At 65.4% G+C, this 17,194-nt stretch carries 20 protein-coding genes and 1 other RNA gene; 16 read left to right on the plus strand and 5 right to left on the minus strand.

All coding sequences use genetic code 11. The features are described 5' to 3' along the window. From recR to ffs, 4 genes are all read right to left on the minus strand, one after another. Entirely contained in the window at nt 1–606 is a 606-nt protein-coding gene (recR, locus tag AXW83_RS20220) for a recombination mediator RecR (protein ID WP_066616439.1), read from the minus strand. Between the two features lie 198 nt (nt 607–804). After that, nucleotides 805–1,125, minus strand: a complete 321-nt coding sequence (locus AXW83_RS20225; RefSeq protein WP_066616442.1) for a YbaB/EbfC family nucleoid-associated protein — start codon at nt 1,123–1,125, stop codon at nt 805–807. An 18-nt stretch (nt 1,126–1,143) separates the two neighbouring features. Further along, a complete protein-coding gene (locus AXW83_RS20230; RefSeq protein ID WP_066616445.1) occupies nt 1,144–2,997 on the minus strand; it encodes a DNA polymerase III subunit gamma/tau in 1,854 nt (617 codons plus the stop codon). Between the two features lie 88 nt (nt 2,998–3,085). Then, an RNA gene (ffs, locus tag AXW83_RS20235) (signal recognition particle sRNA small type) lies at nt 3,086–3,182 on the minus strand. 226 nt (nt 3,183–3,408) lie between these two features. On the opposite strand from ffs, the gene rpmH reads away from it, so the two are divergent. The 14 genes from rpmH to AXW83_RS20305 all read left to right on the plus strand — a co-directional run bounded on the left by rpmH (nt 3,409) and on the right by AXW83_RS20305 (nt 15,210). After that, nucleotides 3,409–3,543: a 50S ribosomal protein L34 gene (rpmH, locus tag AXW83_RS20240; RefSeq protein ID WP_066616447.1), complete on the plus strand. Its 135-nt coding sequence runs from the start codon at nt 3,409–3,411 to the stop codon at nt 3,541–3,543. A 52-nt stretch (nt 3,544–3,595) separates the two neighbouring features. Further along, complete coding sequence (rnpA, locus tag AXW83_RS20245; protein WP_066616450.1) at nt 3,596–4,003, plus strand: ribonuclease P protein component; 408 nt, start codon at nt 3,596–3,598, stop codon at nt 4,001–4,003. Nucleotides 4,004–4,041: 38 nt separating this feature from the next. Next, nucleotides 4,042–5,904 (plus strand): membrane protein insertase YidC, encoded by a 1,863-nt coding sequence (gene yidC, locus AXW83_RS20250; RefSeq protein WP_066620922.1) that lies wholly within the window; start codon nt 4,042–4,044, stop codon nt 5,902–5,904. Between the two features lie 86 nt (nt 5,905–5,990). After that, nucleotides 5,991–6,623, plus strand: a complete 633-nt coding sequence (locus AXW83_RS20255) for a CatB-related O-acetyltransferase (protein WP_066616456.1) — start codon at nt 5,991–5,993, stop codon at nt 6,621–6,623. A 99-nt stretch (nt 6,624–6,722) separates the two neighbouring features. Then, nucleotides 6,723–7,388, plus strand: a complete 666-nt coding sequence (gene yihA / locus AXW83_RS20260) for a ribosome biogenesis GTP-binding protein YihA/YsxC (protein ID WP_066620925.1) — start codon at nt 6,723–6,725, stop codon at nt 7,386–7,388. Between the two features lie 4 nt (nt 7,389–7,392). Continuing rightward, a complete protein-coding gene (locus AXW83_RS20265) occupies nt 7,393–7,764 on the plus strand; it encodes a DUF423 domain-containing protein (protein WP_066616458.1) in 372 nt (123 codons plus the stop codon). Nucleotides 7,765–7,822: 58 nt separating this feature from the next. After that, nucleotides 7,823–8,104 carry a BrnT family toxin gene (locus tag AXW83_RS26730; protein ID WP_082767278.1) on the plus strand — a complete coding sequence of 94 codons (282 nt, stop codon included), beginning with the start codon at nt 7,823–7,825 and terminating at the stop codon, nt 8,102–8,104. Beyond that, the gene (locus AXW83_RS20275) at nt 8,055–8,342 is read left to right on the plus strand and encodes a BrnA antitoxin family protein (RefSeq protein ID WP_066616464.1); all 288 of its coding nucleotides are present in this window, start codon (nt 8,055–8,057) and stop codon (nt 8,340–8,342) included. The genes AXW83_RS26730 and AXW83_RS20275 overlap by 50 nt, the downstream gene beginning before the upstream one ends. Nucleotides 8,343–8,445: 103 nt before the next feature. Further along, nucleotides 8,446–9,342, plus strand: a complete 897-nt coding sequence (gene argB / locus AXW83_RS20280) for an acetylglutamate kinase (RefSeq protein ID WP_066616471.1) — start codon at nt 8,446–8,448, stop codon at nt 9,340–9,342. Nucleotides 9,343–9,558: 216 nt separating this feature from the next. Further along, nucleotides 9,559–10,296 (plus strand): pyrimidine 5'-nucleotidase, encoded by a 738-nt coding sequence (locus tag AXW83_RS20285; protein WP_066616475.1) that lies wholly within the window; start codon nt 9,559–9,561, stop codon nt 10,294–10,296. Between the two features lie 117 nt (nt 10,297–10,413). Next, entirely contained in the window at nt 10,414–11,607 is a 1,194-nt protein-coding gene (locus AXW83_RS20290; RefSeq protein ID WP_066616478.1) for an O-succinylhomoserine sulfhydrylase, read from the plus strand. 97 nt (nt 11,608–11,704) lie between these two features. Beyond that, entirely contained in the window at nt 11,705–12,589 is an 885-nt protein-coding gene (locus AXW83_RS20295) for a 2-dehydro-3-deoxygalactonokinase (RefSeq protein ID WP_066616484.1), read from the plus strand. Next, the gene (locus AXW83_RS20300) at nt 12,586–13,494 is read left to right on the plus strand and encodes a ribokinase (protein ID WP_066616487.1); all 909 of its coding nucleotides are present in this window, start codon (nt 12,586–12,588) and stop codon (nt 13,492–13,494) included. Before AXW83_RS20295 ends, AXW83_RS20300 begins: the two co-directional genes overlap by 4 nt. Before the next feature lie 216 nt (nt 13,495–13,710). Then, nucleotides 13,711–15,210 (plus strand): phosphomannomutase/phosphoglucomutase, encoded by a 1,500-nt coding sequence (locus AXW83_RS20305; protein ID WP_066616490.1) that lies wholly within the window; start codon nt 13,711–13,713, stop codon nt 15,208–15,210. Nucleotides 15,211–15,352: 142 nt separating this feature from the next. On the opposite strand, the gene AXW83_RS20310 is transcribed toward AXW83_RS20305, so the two are convergent. Continuing rightward, nucleotides 15,353–15,829, minus strand: coding sequence for a pilus assembly protein N-terminal domain-containing protein (locus AXW83_RS20310; protein ID WP_156640584.1), 477 nt, complete (start codon nt 15,827–15,829; stop codon nt 15,353–15,355). Nucleotides 15,830–16,294: 465 nt separating this feature from the next. Between AXW83_RS20310 and AXW83_RS26735 the strand changes: the two genes are divergently transcribed. Together AXW83_RS26735 and AXW83_RS20315 are read left to right on the plus strand one after the other, a co-directional pair. Then, on the plus strand, nt 16,295–16,471 hold the full coding sequence (locus AXW83_RS26735; protein WP_082767280.1) for a Flp family type IVb pilin: 177 nt from the start codon (nt 16,295–16,297) through the stop codon (nt 16,469–16,471). A 122-nt stretch (nt 16,472–16,593) separates the two neighbouring features. Beyond that, nucleotides 16,594–17,106, plus strand: coding sequence for an A24 family peptidase (locus tag AXW83_RS20315; protein WP_066616493.1), 513 nt, complete (start codon nt 16,594–16,596; stop codon nt 17,104–17,106). The last annotated feature ends 88 nt before the right edge of the window (nt 17,107–17,194 follow it).

The raw sequence follows: 17,194 nt of genomic DNA on the forward strand, positions 1-17,194 counted from the left end.
CTAGAACCCCGTGCGCTGGCGGATGGCTGCGGCGAGCGTTCCATCGTCGAGATAGTCGAGTTCGCCGCCCACCGGCACCCCATGGGCGAGCTTCGTCACCCTGATCGGGAGGTGGGCGAGCCGGTCGGTGATGAAATGGGCGGTGGTCTGGCCGTCGACCGTGGCGTTGAGCGCCAGGATCACCTCCTTGACCTCAGGCTGCGCGGCGCGCGCCACCAGCGCGTCCAGCGTCAGATGCTCGGGCCGGATGCCGTCCAGCGCCGAGAGAATGCCGCCCAGCACATGATAGCGGCCAAGCACCGCGCCCGAACGCTCCAGCGCCCAGAGATCGCCGATATCGGCGACGACGACGATCAGCCCGTCGTCGCGTCGGGCGTCGCGGCAGAGCGAGCATGGGTCGGAGGTGTCGATGTTGCCGCAGGTCGAGCAGACGACGATGCGCTCGCGGGCGAGCGCCAGCGCCTCGGCGAGCGGCCCTAGCAGCTGCTCGCGCTTCTTGACCAGATGCAGCGCCGCGCGCCTGGCCGAGCGCGGCCCGAGCCCCGGCAGCTTGGCCAGGAGTTGGATCAACCTCTCGATCTCGGGGCCGGCGATGGCGCGGGACATGGACCTACTCTGTCATTCCGGGGCGGCCGCAGGCCGAACCCGGAACCCACGACCGGGTAAGCCCGTCCGGATAGGGGTCGGCAAGCGGATTCACCCGGTCGTGGGTTCCGGGTTCTTCGCGGGGTTTATCCTTGGGCCGACCAAAGGTCGGACCCGAGGGCGAGGCCCCGGAATGACAATGGGAGGCGCGCTCCAAGCTCAAAACAGCTTCATGCCGGGCGGGATCGGCAGGCCCTTGGTGATCTCGGCCATGCGCTCCTGCATGACGCGCTCGGCCCGGACGCGGGCGTCCGCGCAGGCGGCGACGATCAGATCCTCGATGATCTCGCGCTCGTCGGGCACCATCAAAGACGGATCGATCCTGACCGCCTTGAGCGCGCCCTTGGCGGTCATCGTCACGCTGACCATGCCGCCGCCGGCTGCACCCTCGACTTCGATCGTGTCAAGTTCGGCCTGAACATTGGCCATCTTCTGCTGCATCTCCTGCGCCTGCTTCATCAGGCCCATCATGTCGCGCATGTCTCGTGCTCCCACGTATCAGAAATCGATGCCGTCGAAATCCGGCTCGCTGTCGTCGAAGAGCGGCTCGGCTTCGGGCAGATCGTCGTCGTCGCCGGCCAGCGTCGGAGGCGGCTCGGCAGCAGCCGCCGCACGCGGATCGCGGACGTCGACGATACGGGCGCCCGGAAAGCGTTCCAGCACCGCCTTCACCGCGGGATGCGAGGCTGCATCGCTCTCGCGCCTGCCCTTTACGGCTTCCGCCTGCTCGCGCAGCGTCGCGCCGCCCTCGCCATTGACGACGGCGACCATCCAGGTCTGGCCGGTCCATTCCTTGAGCTTGCGCGAGAGGTCGGTGGCGAGCGTGCGCGAAGCGCCCGACGCCAGCGAGAACTCGATCCGCCCCGGCTCGAAGCGCACCGGCCGGACATCGCGTTCCAGAGCGAGCTTCAGCGTGATGTCGCGATGCTGCGAGGCGAGCGCCACCACATCTTCCAGCGAGGCGACCAGAACCTGCGGCTGGGCCATGGCGCGGGGCGCGGCCGACGGCATCGGATTGGCGCTGGCAAGAACCGGGCGGGCGGCGAGCGCGGTGTTGCCGCCTCCCGAAGGCGGGCGCGGCGCGGACGAGGGTGCGCCATTGCCGCCATTGCCCATCCCGGAACCGTCGCGGAGCGCCTTCAGCGCCTCGTCGGGCGTCGGCAGGTCGGCGGCATGGGCGAGCCTCACCAGAACCATCTCGGCGGCCATGATCGGCCTGTCGGCCTGCCTGACCTCGGTCAGGCCCTTCAACAGCAACTGCCATGTCCGGGCGAGCACGCGGATCGACAGGCGTTCGGCGAAATCGCCGCCGCGGACGCGTTCGGCCTGGTTGAGGCTGTTGTCTTTCAGCGCCTCGGGCACGAGCTTGAGGCGCGTCACCAGATGGGTGAATTCTGCGAGATCGCCCAGCACAACTGCCGGATCGGCGCCGGCATCGTATTGCGCCCGCAACTCGCCGAGAGCCGCCGCGATGTCGCCCTTCATCACCTGCTCGAACAGGTCGATGATGCGGGCGCGGTCGGCGAGGCCGAGCATCGAGCGGACGTCTTCGAGCGTGATCGTGCCGGCCGCATGGGCGATGGCCTGGTCGAGGATCGAGAGCGAATCGCGGGCCGATCCCTCAGCCGCGCGAGCTATGGCCGCGAGCGCCTCATCTTCGGCCTCGATGCCCTCCTGGCGACCGATATTCGCCAGATACGAAACCAGGGTTCCGGATTCGATCCGGCGCAGGTCGAAGCGCTGGCAGCGCGACAGCACGGTGATCGGCACCTTGCCGATCTCGGTGGTGGCGAAGATGAATTTCGCGTGCGGCGGCGGCTCTTCAAGCGTCTTCAAGAGCGCGTTGAAGGCCGCCGTCGACATCATGTGGACTTCGTCGATGATGTAGACCTTGTAGCGCGCCGAGACCGGGGCATAGCGCACCGCATCGTTGATCTGGCGGACATTGTCGACGCCGTTGTTGGAGGCGGCGTCGATCTCCATCACGTCGATGTGGCGGCCCTCGATGATGTCCTTGCAGTGGATGCCGAATTTTACGAGGTCGGTCGTCGGCGCGCCGCCGCCGTCCTCCGTCTGGAAATTCAGGGCGCGCGCCAGGATGCGGGCGGTCGTCGTCTTGCCGACGCCGCGCACGCCGGTCAGCATCCACGCCTGCGGAATACGGCCGGCGGCGAAGGCGTTGGTCAGGGTGCGCACCATCGCATCCTGGCCGATCAGGTCGCCGAAATGGGCCGGACGATATTTTCGCGCCAGCACGCGATAAGGGCTGGCGGCCGCAGGCGCTGGCACCGGGTCGAAGCCGGCAAAGCCCGGCTCGTCGACGGGGGCTGCGTCTGGAATCTCGTCGCTCATGAATCTGGTTTGGCGGTTCGATGCGCGAGGGTCAACGCCCGTTTCGCGACATAAGCTGCAACGCCTGTCGGCGCGTGGCAGCAGCTGAGGTGGGAGGCTGGACGAAGACCCGTTCGGTCTCGTTAGGGCTGCTTCCTTCCGGACCTGACCCGGTTGGCGAGTGAGACGTCCCTCGCCAACCTCCCGGGCGCTATATCGGGGGTTTGGCGCCGGAGCGCAAGCGCTTCGGAACGGCCGGCGCAGGATGTCGCGGCTTGCCATCCGGCATTGACTTGGACCCGGCCTTCCGCCATAAGCCCGCGACTTGCGCAGCCCATGGCGGCGCGGAACCTTTTGCATGACAGGCGCGAATGGCCACGCTTCCACTGGGAAGCCGCGACCGCCGCGCCACCAAGGCCCCGGAGACGAACCGTGAAAAGAACCTATCAACCCAGCAAGCTGGTCCGCAAGCGCCGCCACGGCTACCGCGCTCGCATGGCGACTGTCGGCGGCCGCAAGGTCATCGCCAACCGTCGCGCGCACGGCCGCAAGAAGCTCTCGGCCTGAGCCGACGGCGCGTGATCCTCGCGCGCCTCTTCCGGAAGACTGGCAAATCGCCATGCGCCTCGCCCGTCTGACCCAACGCAAGCAGTTTTTGGCGGCGGCCGAACATGGCCGCCGTTTTCGTTCGTCCGCGTTTTCCGTGCAGGTGCGCGACGCAACCGGCGAACCCGGCCGCGACGGGCTGAAGCTTGGCCTGACCGCGTCCCGCAAGGTCGGCAACGCGGTCAAGCGCAACCGCATCCGCCGCCGTCTGCGTGCTGCTGCCGGCGCCGCTCTTTCCGAACAGGCCGGACGTGCCTGTGACGTGGTGATCGTCGCGCGGCCCCAGACGCTGACCGCAGCTTTTCAGGCTCTCATCGCCGATCTGTCGGTGGCGCTCGACCGCGCCCGGCCGGCAGGCCCTGGCCGCTCTTCCGACAAGCGCCGCCCGGCGGTTCCCCGCAGCGCGCCGGCCAAATCCTAGTCCCTCAAGGGCGTCAGCGAGACCAGTTTCCGATCATGATGAAAGAAGACAACCGCAATCTGCTTCTGGCGATCACACTCTCCGTGGTCATCCTGCTCGGCTGGCAATACTTCTACGCCAAGCCGCAGATGGAGAAGCAGCAGCAGATCGCGCAGCAGAACCGGCAGACGCAGACAGACAGCGTGGCCCCCGGCACCACCGCCGTTCCCGCGCCCGGAACACCCGGTGTGGCTGGAACGACGGCGCCCGGAGCCGTGCCAGCGACGCCCGCCGTGGAAACCCGTGCCCAGGCGCTCGCCCGCAGCCCGCGCGTCCAGATCGACACGCCCAAGATCGCCGGTTCGATCGCGCTGACCGGCGCACGCATCGACGACGTCTCGCTCAAGGCCTATCGCGAGACGGTCGATCCCAACAGCCCCAACATCATCCTGCTCTCGCCGCTGGGCGGGCCGAACGCCTACTACTCCGATTTCGGCTGGGTCGGCGCGCCTGGTACCGCCGTGCCGCTGCCGAACGCGACGACGGTCTGGAGCGCCGATGCGCAGGTGCTGCGGGCGGGCACGCCGCTGACGCTGTCCTGGGACAACGGCCAGGGCCTTCTCTTCAAGCGCGTCGTCACGATCGACGAGAACGCGATGTTCACGCTTCGCGACGAGGTCGAGAACAAGGGCGCGGGGCCCGTGACGCTGTTCCCTTATGGGCAGGTCGTCCGGCACGGAAAGCCGGCGACGCTGGGCTATTACGTTCTGCATGAAGGCCTGATCGGCAATCTCGGCGAGCAGGGCCTGCAGGAGTTCACCTACGACCATGTCGACAAGGAACCGGCGCTCGGCACCGGCACCAACGGCAAGGTCTGGAAGGATGCCGTCGGCGGGTTCGTCGGCATCACCGACAAGTACTGGGCGGCCGCCGTCGTCCCCGATCAGGCCCGCAAATACGAGGGTCGTTATTCCTCGGTCCAGACCGGCAGCGCCCGCACCTACCAGGCCGATTTCCTGGCCGAGGCCGTGACCGTCGCTCCAGGCGCCAACGGCTCGTCGAACGCCCGGCTCTTCGCCGGTGCCAAGGAGGTCGCGGCCATCGATGGCTACGAAAAGAACCTTGGCATCAAGCGCTTCGAACTGCTGATCGACTGGGGCTGGTTCTACTTCATCACCAAGCCGATGTTTTTCGTGATGGACTGGATCTACAAGCATGTCGGCAATTTCGGCATCGCGATCCTGGGCGTCACGCTGCTGCTGAAGCTGCTGTTCTTCCCGCTCGCCAGCAAATCCTACGCGTCCATGGCCAAGATGAAGGCGGTCCAGCCCGAGATGGTGGCGATCCGCGAACGCTATGCCGACGACAAGATGAAGCAGCAGCAGGCTCTGATGGAGCTTTACAAGACGCAGAAGATCAACCCGATCGCCGGCTGCTGGCCGGTGCTGCTGCAGATCCCGGTGTTTTTCGCGCTCTACAAGATCCTGTTCATCACCATCGAGATGCGACATGCGCCGTTCTTCGGCTGGATCCGTGATCTGGCCGCGCCCGACCCCACCAACGTCTTCTTCTTCCTGCCGGCGGCACTGACGAGCTTCCTGCATATCGGCATCTGGCCGATCTTCATGGGCATCACGATGTTCATCCAGATGAAGATGAATCCCGAGCCGCCGGACCCGGTGCAGAAGATGATGTTCACCTGGATGCCGGTGTTCTTCACCTTCCTGCTCGGCTCATTCCCGGCCGGCCTGGTGATCTACTGGACCTGGAACAACCTGCTTTCGGTGAGCCAGCAAGGCTACATCATGAAAAAGCACGGCGCCAAGATCGAACTGTTCGACAACATCAAGGGCATGTTCGGCAAGAAGCCGGCCACTGCCGTGGCAGCGCCGGACAAACCGGCCAACAGCAACAAGAAGTGAGGCAATCGGGTGTGGGCAGTCGGCAGTAGGGAAGATCCTCGTCTTTCGACTGCCCGCTGCCCATTTCCGACCGCCCGGCGAAGCCCATGCCCCTTCCCGATCCCCTCACCCGCCACCCCATTCCCGGCTGGAAGGGCACCGCCTTTCTCAAGGCGATCGTCGATCATCGGCTGATCGAGGTCGGCGATTACAGCTATTACGACGACTCGCGCGGGCCTGAGCATTTCGTTGCGCGCTGCGTGCGCTACCATTTCGACTTCATCGGCGACCGGCTGATCATCGGGAAATTCGTCGCGATCGCGCAGGGCGCGCAGTTCATCATGAACGGCGCCAACCATCCGATGGGCGGCTTCTCCACCTATCCCTTCGGCATGTTCGGCCTCGATGGCACGCCTGACGACAAGACGACGAAGACCGGCTTTCGTGGCGACACCCGCATCGGCAACGACGTCTGGATCGGCCGCGAGGCGGTGATCATGCCGGGCGTGACGATCGGAGACGGCGCGATCATCGGCACGCGGGCTCAGGTCGCGCGCGACGTGCCGCCCTATGCGGTCGTGGTCGGCAATCCCGGCAAAGTGGTGAAGCTGCGCTTTTCGCCGGAGATCGTCGCGGATCTGCTCGCGATCGCCTGGTGGGACTGGGACGCTGAACGGATTGCGCGCAATATCGCTGCTATCGGGGCTGCCGACATCGACGCGCTGCGCGCTGCCGTGTAAGACCGCGTCACATCCTCAGCCCTCATCCTGAGCATCCTTCGAGACGCCGCTTCGCGGCTCCTCAGGATGAGGGCTTCTGTTTTCAAGCAGGCAGAAGCCATGACCAGCAGTACCGCCACACCCTACAGCGACGACGAGATCGAATCCGCGCGAAAGCTCTTCGAGGGGCCGTGGGACTTTGTCTGGGCCTCGACGCATGTCGACGACCTGCCGACGATGGTCGGTCACGAGATCGCCTTCGCCGGCCGCTCCAATGTCGGCAAGTCGAGCCTGATCAACGCCGTGACCCGCCGCAACGCGCTGGCGCGGACCTCGCATACGCCGGGCCGGACGCAGCAGCTCAACTTCTTCCGCCAGGTCGGCGCCGACGAGCGCCTGACCATCGTCGATATGCCCGGCTATGGCTATGCGGCGGTCGGCCGGGCCAAGGTCGCCTCCTGGACCAACCTGATCCACAACTACCTGCGCGGGCGGCCCAACCTGATGCGGGTCTATCTCCTGATTGATGCCCGGCATGGGCTGAAGGACGTCGACAACGCCGTGCTGGAAACGCTCGACAAGGCGGCGATGTCCTATCAGGTCGTGCTGACGAAGGGCGATGCGCTCAAGCCCGCCGACCAGCAGTTCATGCGCGAGGCGACCTATGACGAGATCAAGCGCCGCCCGGCGGCGTTTCCCGAGGTGCTGCTGACGTCGAGCGAGACGGGCCTTGGGGTTCCCGATCTGCGTGCGGCGGTGGGACGCGTGCTGGCGGAGCGGGCCTGACAACATGATAACTGCAACCCGCATCCATCTCACGCTGGCCGCCCTGATGGGGCTTGCCGGCGTCGCGCTGCTTGCCGCAGCGGCGCATGTCACCGGCACGACGAATGTCCAGACCGCGGGACAGATGCTGCTGTTCCATGCTCCGACTGTGATCGGCGCGACTGCGGCGCGGAAGGCCGGGTTCCTGCACGACTGGCTGAGCCGCGTCGCGATCTCGGTAGTCATCCTCGGCGTCGCACTGTTTGCCGCCGACCTCGCGAGGCGCGGCTTCGCCAGCGAGGCGCTGTTTCCTCGCGCGGCCCCGATCGGGGGCTTCCTGATGGTCGGGGGCTGGCTCGGCCTGGCGCTCGCGGCGCTGTTTGCGAAGCGCACCTGACAGGTTTTCGTATTACGGATATTGCGCCCGGCCTGATTTGCATCTAACCTGAGCCGGTATGGAGATCACGTACCATCCGGCCAAGCGCGAAGCGACGCTGAAGGAACGCGGTCTCGATTTCGAGGATGCGGCGGAGGTGTTCGCCGGCCCCGTGCTGACGATGGTCGATGACCGCAAGGATTATGGCGAAGACCGCTTTCTGACCTACGGCCTTGCTATTGACCGGCTGGTGGTCGTCGTCTGGACACCGCGCGGACATGCTTGCCATGTCATATCCATGAGGCACTGCAATGACCGTGAAAGAGCTCAATTCCAGCACCAGCTTCGTCGATCCCGATGACGGCCCGGAATGGACTGACGATCAGTTCGCACGCGCTGAATTCGCCATCGGCGGCAAAATCATCCGCCCGGCGCAGGGCACGCTGACGCGCGGCCCCGGCCGGCCGAAGCTGGCCGACGCAAAACAGGTCGTGACGCTGCGACTGGAGCCCAGCCTGATAGAAGCCTACAAGAACGACGGCGAGGATTGGCGGGGCCGGATGGCAGATGCGATCCGCAAGGCGGCCGGCAGGCGCTGAGCCGGTCCCGCAGGCGCGAGCCGCCAACGTTCTTCCGCATGTCGCCGACTTCCGCTAGAAGGCGCTCCGGCGCAGTTGCCTTGCGTCTTGCGGAGCCTGCCCGATGATCAATCCCGCTCTCCTGACGCCGTCGCAAGCCGCCGACCTTCTGGTTCAGGCGCTGCCGCATATGCAGCGCTACGATCAGGAGATCATCGTGATCAAATATGGCGGCAACGCCATGGGCGACGCCGCGACGGCCGAGGATTTCGCCGAGGACATCGTTCTGCTGGAGCAGTCCGGGCTCAAGCCCGTGGTCTGCCATGGCGGCGGGCCGCAGATCGCCCGGATGCTGACCAAGCTCGGCATCCAGTCCGAGTTCAAGCAGGGCCTGCGCGTCACCGACGCCGCGACCGTCGACGTTGTCGAGATGGTCCTGGCCGGCTCGGTCAACAAGGAGATCGTCGGCTACATCTCGCGCGAGGGCGGCAAGGCGATCGGGCTCTGCGGCAAGGACGGCAACATGGTCACGGCGCGCAAGGTGACGCGCACCATCGTCGATCCCGATTCGAAGATCGAGGAGGTGCTCGATCTCGGCTTCGTCGGCGAGCCCGACAAGGTCGATACCGCCGTGCTCGACGCGGTGCTGAAGGCCGAACTCATCCCCGTGCTGGCGCCTGTCTGCGCCGCCGCCGACGGCCAGACCTACAACGTCAACGCCGACACCTTCGCCGGCGCCATCGCGGGAGCGCTCAACGCCAAGCGCCTGCTGCTGTTGACCGATGTGCCCGGCGTGCTCGACAAGGACAAGAACCTGATCCCGGAACTGACGATCGAGCAGTGCCGCGGCCTGATCGCGGACGGAACGATCTCGGGCGGCATGATCCCGAAGATCGAGACCTGCATTTACGCGCTGGAAAAGGGCGTCGAAGCGGTCGTCATCCTGGACGGCAAGGTGCCACACGCGGCGCTGATCGAGCTGTTCACCGATACCGGCTCGGGCACGATCATTCGGCGGTGATCCTATCCTGGAATCCGCCGTCATTCCGGACAAGCTGCGTAGCAGCGCCGATCCGGACTCCATCACTGAGCACGACAGCGCCTTACGATGGATTCCGGGTCTCCGCTTCGCTACGCCCGGAATTGACGGCGAGATACCCTGCGATGTTTGAGACCGGGCTTAAGCCTTAGCAGGGGACTTGCATGTCAGGCTGGGCCTCGCCATTTCGGGTCCCCGATGAATACGCACGCCGCCATCCCCATTGCCGCGCCGCCGCTCCAGACGGAGGCCTTCGCGCATGTCGATCACTGGATCTTCGATCTCGACAACACGCTTTATTCGCATGAGAGCCGGATTTGGCCGCAGGTCAACGAGCGCATCACGCTGTTCCTCCAGGATCTGTTCGGGCTCGACGGCCTCTCCGCCTATGCCCTGCGGCAGTATTATTACCACCGCTACGGCACGACGCTGAACGGGCTGATGCTGGAGCATCAGATCGACCCCGACATCTTCCTCGACTTCGCCCATGATATCGATCTGGGCCTGCTCCAGCCCGATCCTGCGCTCGGTGCGGCGATCGCCGGCCTGCCCGGCCGCAAGCTGATTCTCACCAACGGCTCCGTCGCCCATGCCCGCAACGTGGCCGGCAAGCTCGGCATCCTCGCGCATTTCGAGGACATCTTCGACATCGTCCATGCCGGCTTCGTGCCAAAGCCCGAGCGCGCGACCTATGAGAACTTCCTCGCCAAGCACAGCGTTGATCCGGGCCGGGCGGCGATGTTCGAGGATATCGAGAAGAACCTGATCGTGCCCAGCACGCTCGGCATGAAGACCGTGCTGGTGATACCGCAAACGCCCGACCCGTTTCGGGAAGCCTGGGAGCAGGCGGCGATCGAAGCCGGGCACGTGCATTATGTGACCAGCGACTTGGCGGGATTTCTGGCGCCGCTGGGGCTCGCTACCCCGGTGGCTTGAGCCCTCTCGACTCTGGCTCCGTTCTCGTTCCTCCAATAGGATAATCGTTCGTCTTTACGAACGGAAACGAAGCTGATATTCCCTCCATCCGTTATATCGAACGACTGGAGCGTCACGATGTCAGGTTCCGAAGCGGGCGCGGCCGCCCTGCATCCCGAGACGCGGCTGGTCCATGCCGGGACGATGCGCTCGCAGTTCGGCGAGACTTCGGAGGCGCTGTTCCTGACGCAGGGCCATGTCTACGACAGCGCCGAGCAATGCGAGGCGCGCTTCCTGAACAAGGACCCGGGCTTTCAGTATGCCCGCTTCTCCAACCCGACCGTCTCCATGCTGGAGCAGCGCATGGCGGCGTTCGAGGGCGCCGAAGCCTGCAGGGCGACCGCCACCGGCATGGCGGCGGTGACGGCCGTGCTGATGGGGCTGACGCGCGTGGGCGATCATGTCGTGGCGGCACAGGCGCTGTTCGGTTCGTGTCGATACGTCGTTGAGGACCATCTTCCGCGTTACGGCGTCGAATCGACGCTGGTGGACGGCACCGACATCGCCTCGTGGCGCAAGGCCGTGCGTCCCAACACCAAGGTGTTCTTCTTGGAGAGCCCCTCCAACCCGACGCTGGAAGTGATCGATATCGCGGCCGTGGCGGCGCTCGCCAGGGAGGTGGGCGCGTTCCTTGTCGTCGACAACGTCTTCGCCACACCGCTTTTCCAGCGACCGCTGACGCTCGGCGCCGATGTACTCGTCTATTCGGCGACCAAGCATATCGATGGGCAAGGCCGCTGCCTGGGCGGTCTGATCGTCTCGTCGGAGGACATCATCCAAACGCATATCCAGACCTATCTGCGCCAGACCGGCCCGGCGATGTCGCCGTTCAACGCCTGGGTGATGCTCAAGGCCCTGGAGACGCTGCCGCTGCGGGTGCAGCGCCAGGCGCAGAGCGCCGCGATCATCGCCGATTGGCTGGCGGAGCAGCCCGGACCGTCGAAGGTGATCTTTCCCGGCCGCAAGGACCATCCGCAGGCCGAGATCATCGCCCGGCAGATGAGCGGTCCCTCGACGCTGATCGCCTTCGAGGTGCCCGGCGGCAAGGACGCAGCCTTCAGGCTGCTCAATGCGATGAAGCTGATCCGGATCTCGAACAATCTCGGCGATGCAAAGAGCCTGATCGTCCACCCCGCCACGACGACGCATCAGCGCTTCACGCCGGAGGTCCGGACGGCGATGGGCGTGACCGACGGCATGGTCCGTCTTTCGATCGGGCTTGAACATCCCGACGACCTGATCGCCGATCTCGCGCAGGCGCTGGCGGCCTAGCACCGCAGTCGTCAACGACGATGAGGGCTTGACCCTGACGTGACGGTGGCGAAACCTCGCGGGCTGCCACGAGCGCAACGTCACGCCGGAGCTCCCGATGCCTCACCCCCTGATCGCGCTCGACTGGGGCACGACCCGCGCCCGCGCTTTCCTGATCTCCGAGCAGGGCAAGGTGCTCGGTCGGCATGTCGCGGAGCAGGGCATCCAGTCTATCCCCCCGGGTGGTTTTCCGGCCGCCTTCGAAGCGATCGCCGGAGAGTTTCGTCGCGCGCGCGCCGATGCCCGGATCGTGCTTGCCGGCATGGTCGGCAGCCGCAATGGCTGGGTCGAGGCGCCCTATGTCGCCTGTCCGGCGGCGCCGGGCGAGATCGTCGCGGCCGCCATGCCGGTCGCGCTTGCCGACGGCACGCCGGTCACGATCATCCCCGGCCTCTCCTGCGATGACGGCGCCTTCGACGTGATGCGCGGCGAGGAGACGCTGATCGTCGGCCTCGGCCTCGGTGACGGCATCGTCTGCCTGCCCGGAACCCATTCCAAATGGGCGCGGGTCGAGGCCGGCCGCATCCAGCGCTTCGCCAGTTTCATGACCGGCGAGGTCTATGGCCTGCTGCGGCAGCACTCCATCCTGGCACGCCTCGCCGAGGAACCCTTGCCTGAGGATGCGGCCGAGGGCGCACGCCGTGGCTTCGCAGCGGCGCAACGTCCCGGCGGCCTGCTCAACGCGGCCTTCGCGGCCCGTACCGAGGTCTTGGCCGGCCATATGAAGGGCGGCGCTGTCGGACCCTATCTTTCGGCGCTGCTGGTCGGTCAGGAGATCGCCGGCGCACAAGCCCTGGTCGGTTCGCTCGGGCCGGTGCATCTCGTCGCCGACGGCGCACTGGCTGAAAGCTATGGAGCTGCGTTGAGGGCCGCGGGCCTCGGCTTCACCCTGACCACGCCGGAGGCGGCCTTCGTCGCCGGCGTGATGCGGCTGGCCTCATGATCGTCGTCTTCGGCTCCCTCAACGTCGATCTCGTCACGCAGGTCGAGCGCCTGCCCGGCCCCGGCGAGACCGTGATCGGTCCGGCCTACGCGCTCCATCCCGGCGGCAAGGGCGCCAATCAGGCGCTCGCCGCGCGCCGGGCCGGCGCCGAGGTCGTGATGGTCGGGGCTGTCGGAAACGATGGCTTCGCCGAGATCGCGCTGTCGCTGCTGGCGGCGGATGGCGTGGATCTGTCGCGCGTCGCGCGGGTTAGCGAGCCGACCGGTGCCGCCTTCATCGCTGTTGACGCTTCGGGCGCCAACCAGATTGTCGTCGCCTCCGGCGCCAACGCCGCAGCCAAGGCGGAGTCGATCGGCGGGATGGTGCTGGGCGATGCCGACATCCTGCTGCTGCAGCGCGAGGTGCCGGAGCCCGAATGCATTGCCGCAGCCGCGCTGATGAAGCACGCTGGCGGACGTGTCATCTTCAACCTTGCGCCGGCCGGCCCGCCGGCAGCGGAATTGCTTGCGCTGGTCGACATCCTGGTCGTCAACGAGCACGAGGCTGCCCTGCTGGGCGCCGCCTTCGGCTGGCCGGCGCTAGAGCCATATGCCTTCGCGCAGCGCATCGATTCCGAACGCGGTCTCGCCTGCATCGTCACGCTCGGGGCCGACGGCCTCGTCGGCTGGCATGACGGCGTCCGTCGCCGGCTGGAGGCCCCCAAGGTCGAGGCGCTCGACACGGTCGCGGCCGGCGACAGTTTCGTCGGCGCCTTTGCCGCTGCGCTCGCTGCCGGCTACGGGTTTTCAGGGGCGCTTCAGCGTGGTCTCGCGGCCGGCTCGCTTGCCTGCACCGGGCGCGGCGCGCAACCGAGCATACCGCGTCGCGACGCGATCGAGGCGCTGGTCGGGACGAGTTTTCTCTGAGCCCGGTAAGCGCAGCCGGAGGTCCCATTGTCGATCCTGGCGTTCCACCGGCCCAGAGGTACCGAACGCTAACCTTGGCGGCGGGCTTGGCGTGCGCGTACGTTCCCATCCGGGGGGCGATCGTTTAAGCCGGTCATGCCGCGCTGCAACATGGCCGCGATGATCGCGGTTCCGACATCTTCACTAGAACCCGCTTCCCTAGCCATGGATGACCCGATGTTCCCCAAGCCCCTGCCCGAACTGTTCCCCAACACCTTCGAATACGAGTCCCTGCCGATGGTGAAGCCGACCGGCTTCCGCGAATACGACGCGCGCTGGTTCTTCGGCCAGGAACTCAATCTGATGGGCGTCCAGGCCGTCGGCATGGGGCTGGGCACGCTGATCCGCCGCATGGGCATCAAGCCCGAAATCGTCACCGGCCATGATTTCCGCGGCTATTCCTCGTCGATCAAGATGGCGCTGGTCACCGGCCTAATGGCGGCGGGCTGCAAGGTCCACGATATCGGGCTCGCCATGTCGCCGATGGCCTATTTCGCGCAGTTCGCGCTCGACGTGCCCTGCGTCGCCATGGTCACCGCCTCGCATAACGACAATGGCTGGACCGGCATCAAGATGGGTGCGCAGCGCCCCGTCACCTTCGGCCCGGAAGAAATGGGACGCCTGCGCGACATCGTATTGGCGGGAGATTTCGACCTCGTCGGCGGCGGCTCCTACGCTTTCGTGCCCGATTTTCCTGAGGTCTATTTCAAGGATCTGACCAGCCGCCCGAAGATCAAGCGCAAGCTCAAGGTCGTCGCCGCCTGCGGCAACGGCACGGCTGGCGCCTTCGCGCCGAAGATCCTCGAAGCGCTGGGCTGCGAGGTCATCCCGATGGATGCCGAACTCGACCACACCTTCCCGCGCTACAATCCCAATCCCGAAGACATGAAGATGCTTCATGCCATGGCCGACGCCGTGAAGGAGCATGGCGCCGACATCGCGCTCGGCTTCGACGGCGACGGCGACCGCTGCGGCGTCGTCGACAACCATGGCGAGGAGATCTTTGCCGACAAGATCGGCGTCATGCTGGCGCGTGATCTCGGCGCGCTGCATCCCGGCGCGCAGTTCGTCGTCGACGTAAAGTCGACCGGGCTGTTCGACACCGATCCCGAGCTCCAGAAGCTCGGCGTGAAGACCGACTACTGGAAGACCGGCCACTCCCACATCAAGCGCCGCGTACAGGAGCTGAACGCGCTAGCGGGCTTCGAGAAGTCGGGCCACTTCTTCTTCAACGCCCCGATCGGGCGCGGCTATGACGACGGTCTCGTCACCGCCATCGCGATCATCGACATGCTCGACCGCAATCCGGGCAAGTCGATGGCCGAGCTTTATGCCGCCGTGCCCAAGACCTGGGGAACGCCGACCATGTCGGCCAAATGCGCCGACGAGATCAAATACGATGTCGCCGAGCGGGTCACCAAGGCGGTGCAGGCGATGCAGGCATCGGGCGCGAACTTTGCCGGCCAGCCGATCCGCGACGTCGTGACCGTCAACGGCGTGCGCGTCACGACGCAGGACGGAAGCTGGGCACTGGTCAGGGCCTCGTCGAACAAGCCCGAGCTCGTCGTGGTCTGCGAAAGCCCGATCTCGGACGCGAGGATGCGCGAAATGTTCGCCGCGATCGACGGCCTGCTGCGCACCAATCCGGAAGTCGGCGCCTACAACCAGACCATTTGAGGCCGGGGCTCCTTGATCCGGGGCGGACACGCATCGTCATTCCGGGTTCTTCGCTGCGCAAAGCCCCGGAATGACGGCGGTGTTTCCTCGGAAAATCACCTTATTCCGGCAAGGGCTCAGGCTATCCAAGCGCCCGGATACGTTATCGTCCGGCCGGAGCGCCGGTCGCGATCGAGTTGCGGCTCGTGGTCTGGCCGCCGACTTCGCCGAAATACTTCTGCGCGTCGCCGAGCTGGATCGAGGGCTGGCAGGTCGGCGTGCAGGAATAGCTCTCGCGCTCCAGTCCGCGCTGGACCGTCAGCACCGAATCGGACGCCGCCCCGACGCGCACCAGCGATTCCGCCAGCAGCGCGCCACCGGAATCGAGCGCGATCAGATTGGTCACGCCAAAACTCTTTCCGGTCACGATCATCACGCCGTTCTTCTGGACGGCCACGTCGGCGATGCCCGGATTGCCGACGATCACGGTCTGAGCCCGCTCCGGCAGCCGGATGACCTTCGCGTGATCGACCATTACCAGCACGGTTTCGGGCTTGGTTGTAGCGCCCGTGCTCTGCGCAGCGGCCGGAACGGCCAGCAGCGGCGCTACGGCGAGACCCGCCACCGTGGATAAAATCATCGACGCCTTCACGGTGCCGATGCGCCGGCCGACGGGCGAAAGAACGGACATGGCGGGCGCCCCAAGATTTCCAACAGCGGAAGCAAAGCGGAAAATGATGAATCAATCGCTAAGCGCCCGGCGGTGAGGCGCTGGCGCATCGATATCGCTGCAATTGACGAAGATGATAATCTGCTAAAATGCGACACATTCCAACTATCATGGCCTATGATTATAACTCAGAGGCCTACATAGCCAAATAGACTGCCATTTTAATAAACAAAAAAGTAGATATACAGCGATTGTGATAGTATAATATCGCCTAAATACGTCGTTAACCATCAAATCGATGTTCCGGATACGCCTTGAATTCTTCAAGCCCCTTAACCGATCAGCAAGAGGCTCGCGGTAATGTCCATTTGTCGCTGACCGAAGCCGCTCAGAGCGAAGGCAGCAGTCAACCGTGGTTCAACAAGGAGTTCTCCGATGACCAATCTCTTCGCTCGCTTTGCCAAGGACGAGTCCGGCGCCACCGCCATCGAATACGGCCTGATCGCCGCCCTGATCGCCGTCGCCATCATCACGGCCGCTACCCAGCTCGGCACTGACATCAGCTCGCTGTTTACACGCATCTCGGCCAAGCTCGCCGGCAAGGCTGCCTGAGCGCGTTCCGCTCGGACGACCGAAAACGCCCCGGCAATCCGGGGCGTTTTCATTTCCATCTAGTAAGTCTCTGGTGAGCGTTTCACGCCAAAAGATATCGCTTTCACGTCGGGAACAACCCTATGCCGGTTTCAATGATCGTCATCATCGTCATTTTCCCGGCGGCCATGGCTTTTGCAGCGGCGAGCGACCTCCTCACGATGACGATTTCCAACAAGCTCAGCCTGATACTGATCGCCGCATTCGTTGTTTGTGCGTTTGCCGTGCCGCTCTCGCTGTCGCAGATCGGTCTCCATTTCGCCGCCGGCGGGCTGGTGCTCGCGATCTGCTTTGGCATGTTCGCCGCCGGCTGGATCGGCGGAGGCGATGCCAAGCTCGCGGCCGCCACCGCGCTCTGGTTCGGTTTCGGGCAGTTGCTGCCCTATCTTCTGATCGCGTCGGTCTTCGGCGGCGTCATGACGCTCGTCATTCTGAAGCTGCGCGGGCATCCGCTTCCGATCGTGGCCGAGAACTGGGGCTGGCTGCGGCGTTTGCACGCTGCCAATTCGGGCGTGCCCTACGGCATCGCACTTGCCTTCTCGGCGCTGCTCGTCCTGCCCGATACGGAGATATGGCGGGCAGGCATAGGCCTCTGAACGGCCGGTCGTCCCTCTGCCCCCCAACAGCCGGGATCGCGAAAAAAATATACGTCCGGTTAACCATAAGTTGACGATTCGAGACGCA

Origin of the sequence: Bosea sp. PAMC 26642 (assembly GCF_001562255.1) — a bacterium.
Classification (GTDB): Bacteria; Pseudomonadota; Alphaproteobacteria; order Rhizobiales; family Beijerinckiaceae; genus Allobosea.

Excerpts from the sequence above, each read along its gene's own strand:
- AXW83_RS20315 (WP_066616493.1), top strand. The coding sequence starts at position 16,594 with ATGCCGGTTTCAATGATCGTCATCATCGTCATTTTCCCGGCGGCCATG.
- AXW83_RS20230 (WP_066616445.1), bottom strand. The coding sequence starts at position 2,997 with ATGAGCGACGAGATTCCAGACGCAGCCCCCGTCGACGAGCCGGGCTTT.
- AXW83_RS20255 (WP_066616456.1), top strand. The coding sequence starts at position 5,991 with ATGCCCCTTCCCGATCCCCTCACCCGCCACCCCATTCCCGGCTGGAAG.
- AXW83_RS20300 (WP_066616487.1), top strand. The coding sequence starts at position 12,586 with ATGATCGTCGTCTTCGGCTCCCTCAACGTCGATCTCGTCACGCAGGTC.
- yidC (WP_066620922.1), top strand. The coding sequence starts at position 4,042 with ATGAAAGAAGACAACCGCAATCTGCTTCTGGCGATCACACTCTCCGTG.
- AXW83_RS20275 (WP_066616464.1), top strand. The coding sequence starts at position 8,055 with ATGACCGTGAAAGAGCTCAATTCCAGCACCAGCTTCGTCGATCCCGAT.
- AXW83_RS26730 (WP_082767278.1), top strand. The coding sequence starts at position 7,823 with ATGGAGATCACGTACCATCCGGCCAAGCGCGAAGCGACGCTGAAGGAA.
- AXW83_RS20310 (WP_156640584.1), bottom strand. The coding sequence starts at position 15,829 with ATGATTTTATCCACGGTGGCGGGTCTCGCCGTAGCGCCGCTGCTGGCC.
- AXW83_RS20290 (WP_066616478.1), top strand. The coding sequence starts at position 10,414 with ATGTCAGGTTCCGAAGCGGGCGCGGCCGCCCTGCATCCCGAGACGCGG.
- AXW83_RS20225 (WP_066616442.1), bottom strand. The coding sequence starts at position 1,125 with ATGCGCGACATGATGGGCCTGATGAAGCAGGCGCAGGAGATGCAGCAG.
- AXW83_RS20265 (WP_066616458.1), top strand. The coding sequence starts at position 7,393 with ATGATAACTGCAACCCGCATCCATCTCACGCTGGCCGCCCTGATGGGG.
- AXW83_RS20305 (WP_066616490.1), top strand. The coding sequence starts at position 13,711 with ATGTTCCCCAAGCCCCTGCCCGAACTGTTCCCCAACACCTTCGAATAC.
- rnpA (WP_066616450.1), top strand. The coding sequence starts at position 3,596 with ATGCGCCTCGCCCGTCTGACCCAACGCAAGCAGTTTTTGGCGGCGGCC.
- AXW83_RS20285 (WP_066616475.1), top strand. The coding sequence starts at position 9,559 with ATGAATACGCACGCCGCCATCCCCATTGCCGCGCCGCCGCTCCAGACG.
- yihA (WP_066620925.1), top strand. The coding sequence starts at position 6,723 with ATGACCAGCAGTACCGCCACACCCTACAGCGACGACGAGATCGAATCC.
- recR (WP_066616439.1), bottom strand. The coding sequence starts at position 606 with ATGTCCCGCGCCATCGCCGGCCCCGAGATCGAGAGGTTGATCCAACTC.
- argB (WP_066616471.1), top strand. The coding sequence starts at position 8,446 with ATGATCAATCCCGCTCTCCTGACGCCGTCGCAAGCCGCCGACCTTCTG.
- AXW83_RS26735 (WP_082767280.1), top strand. The coding sequence starts at position 16,295 with ATGACCAATCTCTTCGCTCGCTTTGCCAAGGACGAGTCCGGCGCCACC.
- AXW83_RS20295 (WP_066616484.1), top strand. The coding sequence starts at position 11,705 with ATGCCTCACCCCCTGATCGCGCTCGACTGGGGCACGACCCGCGCCCGC.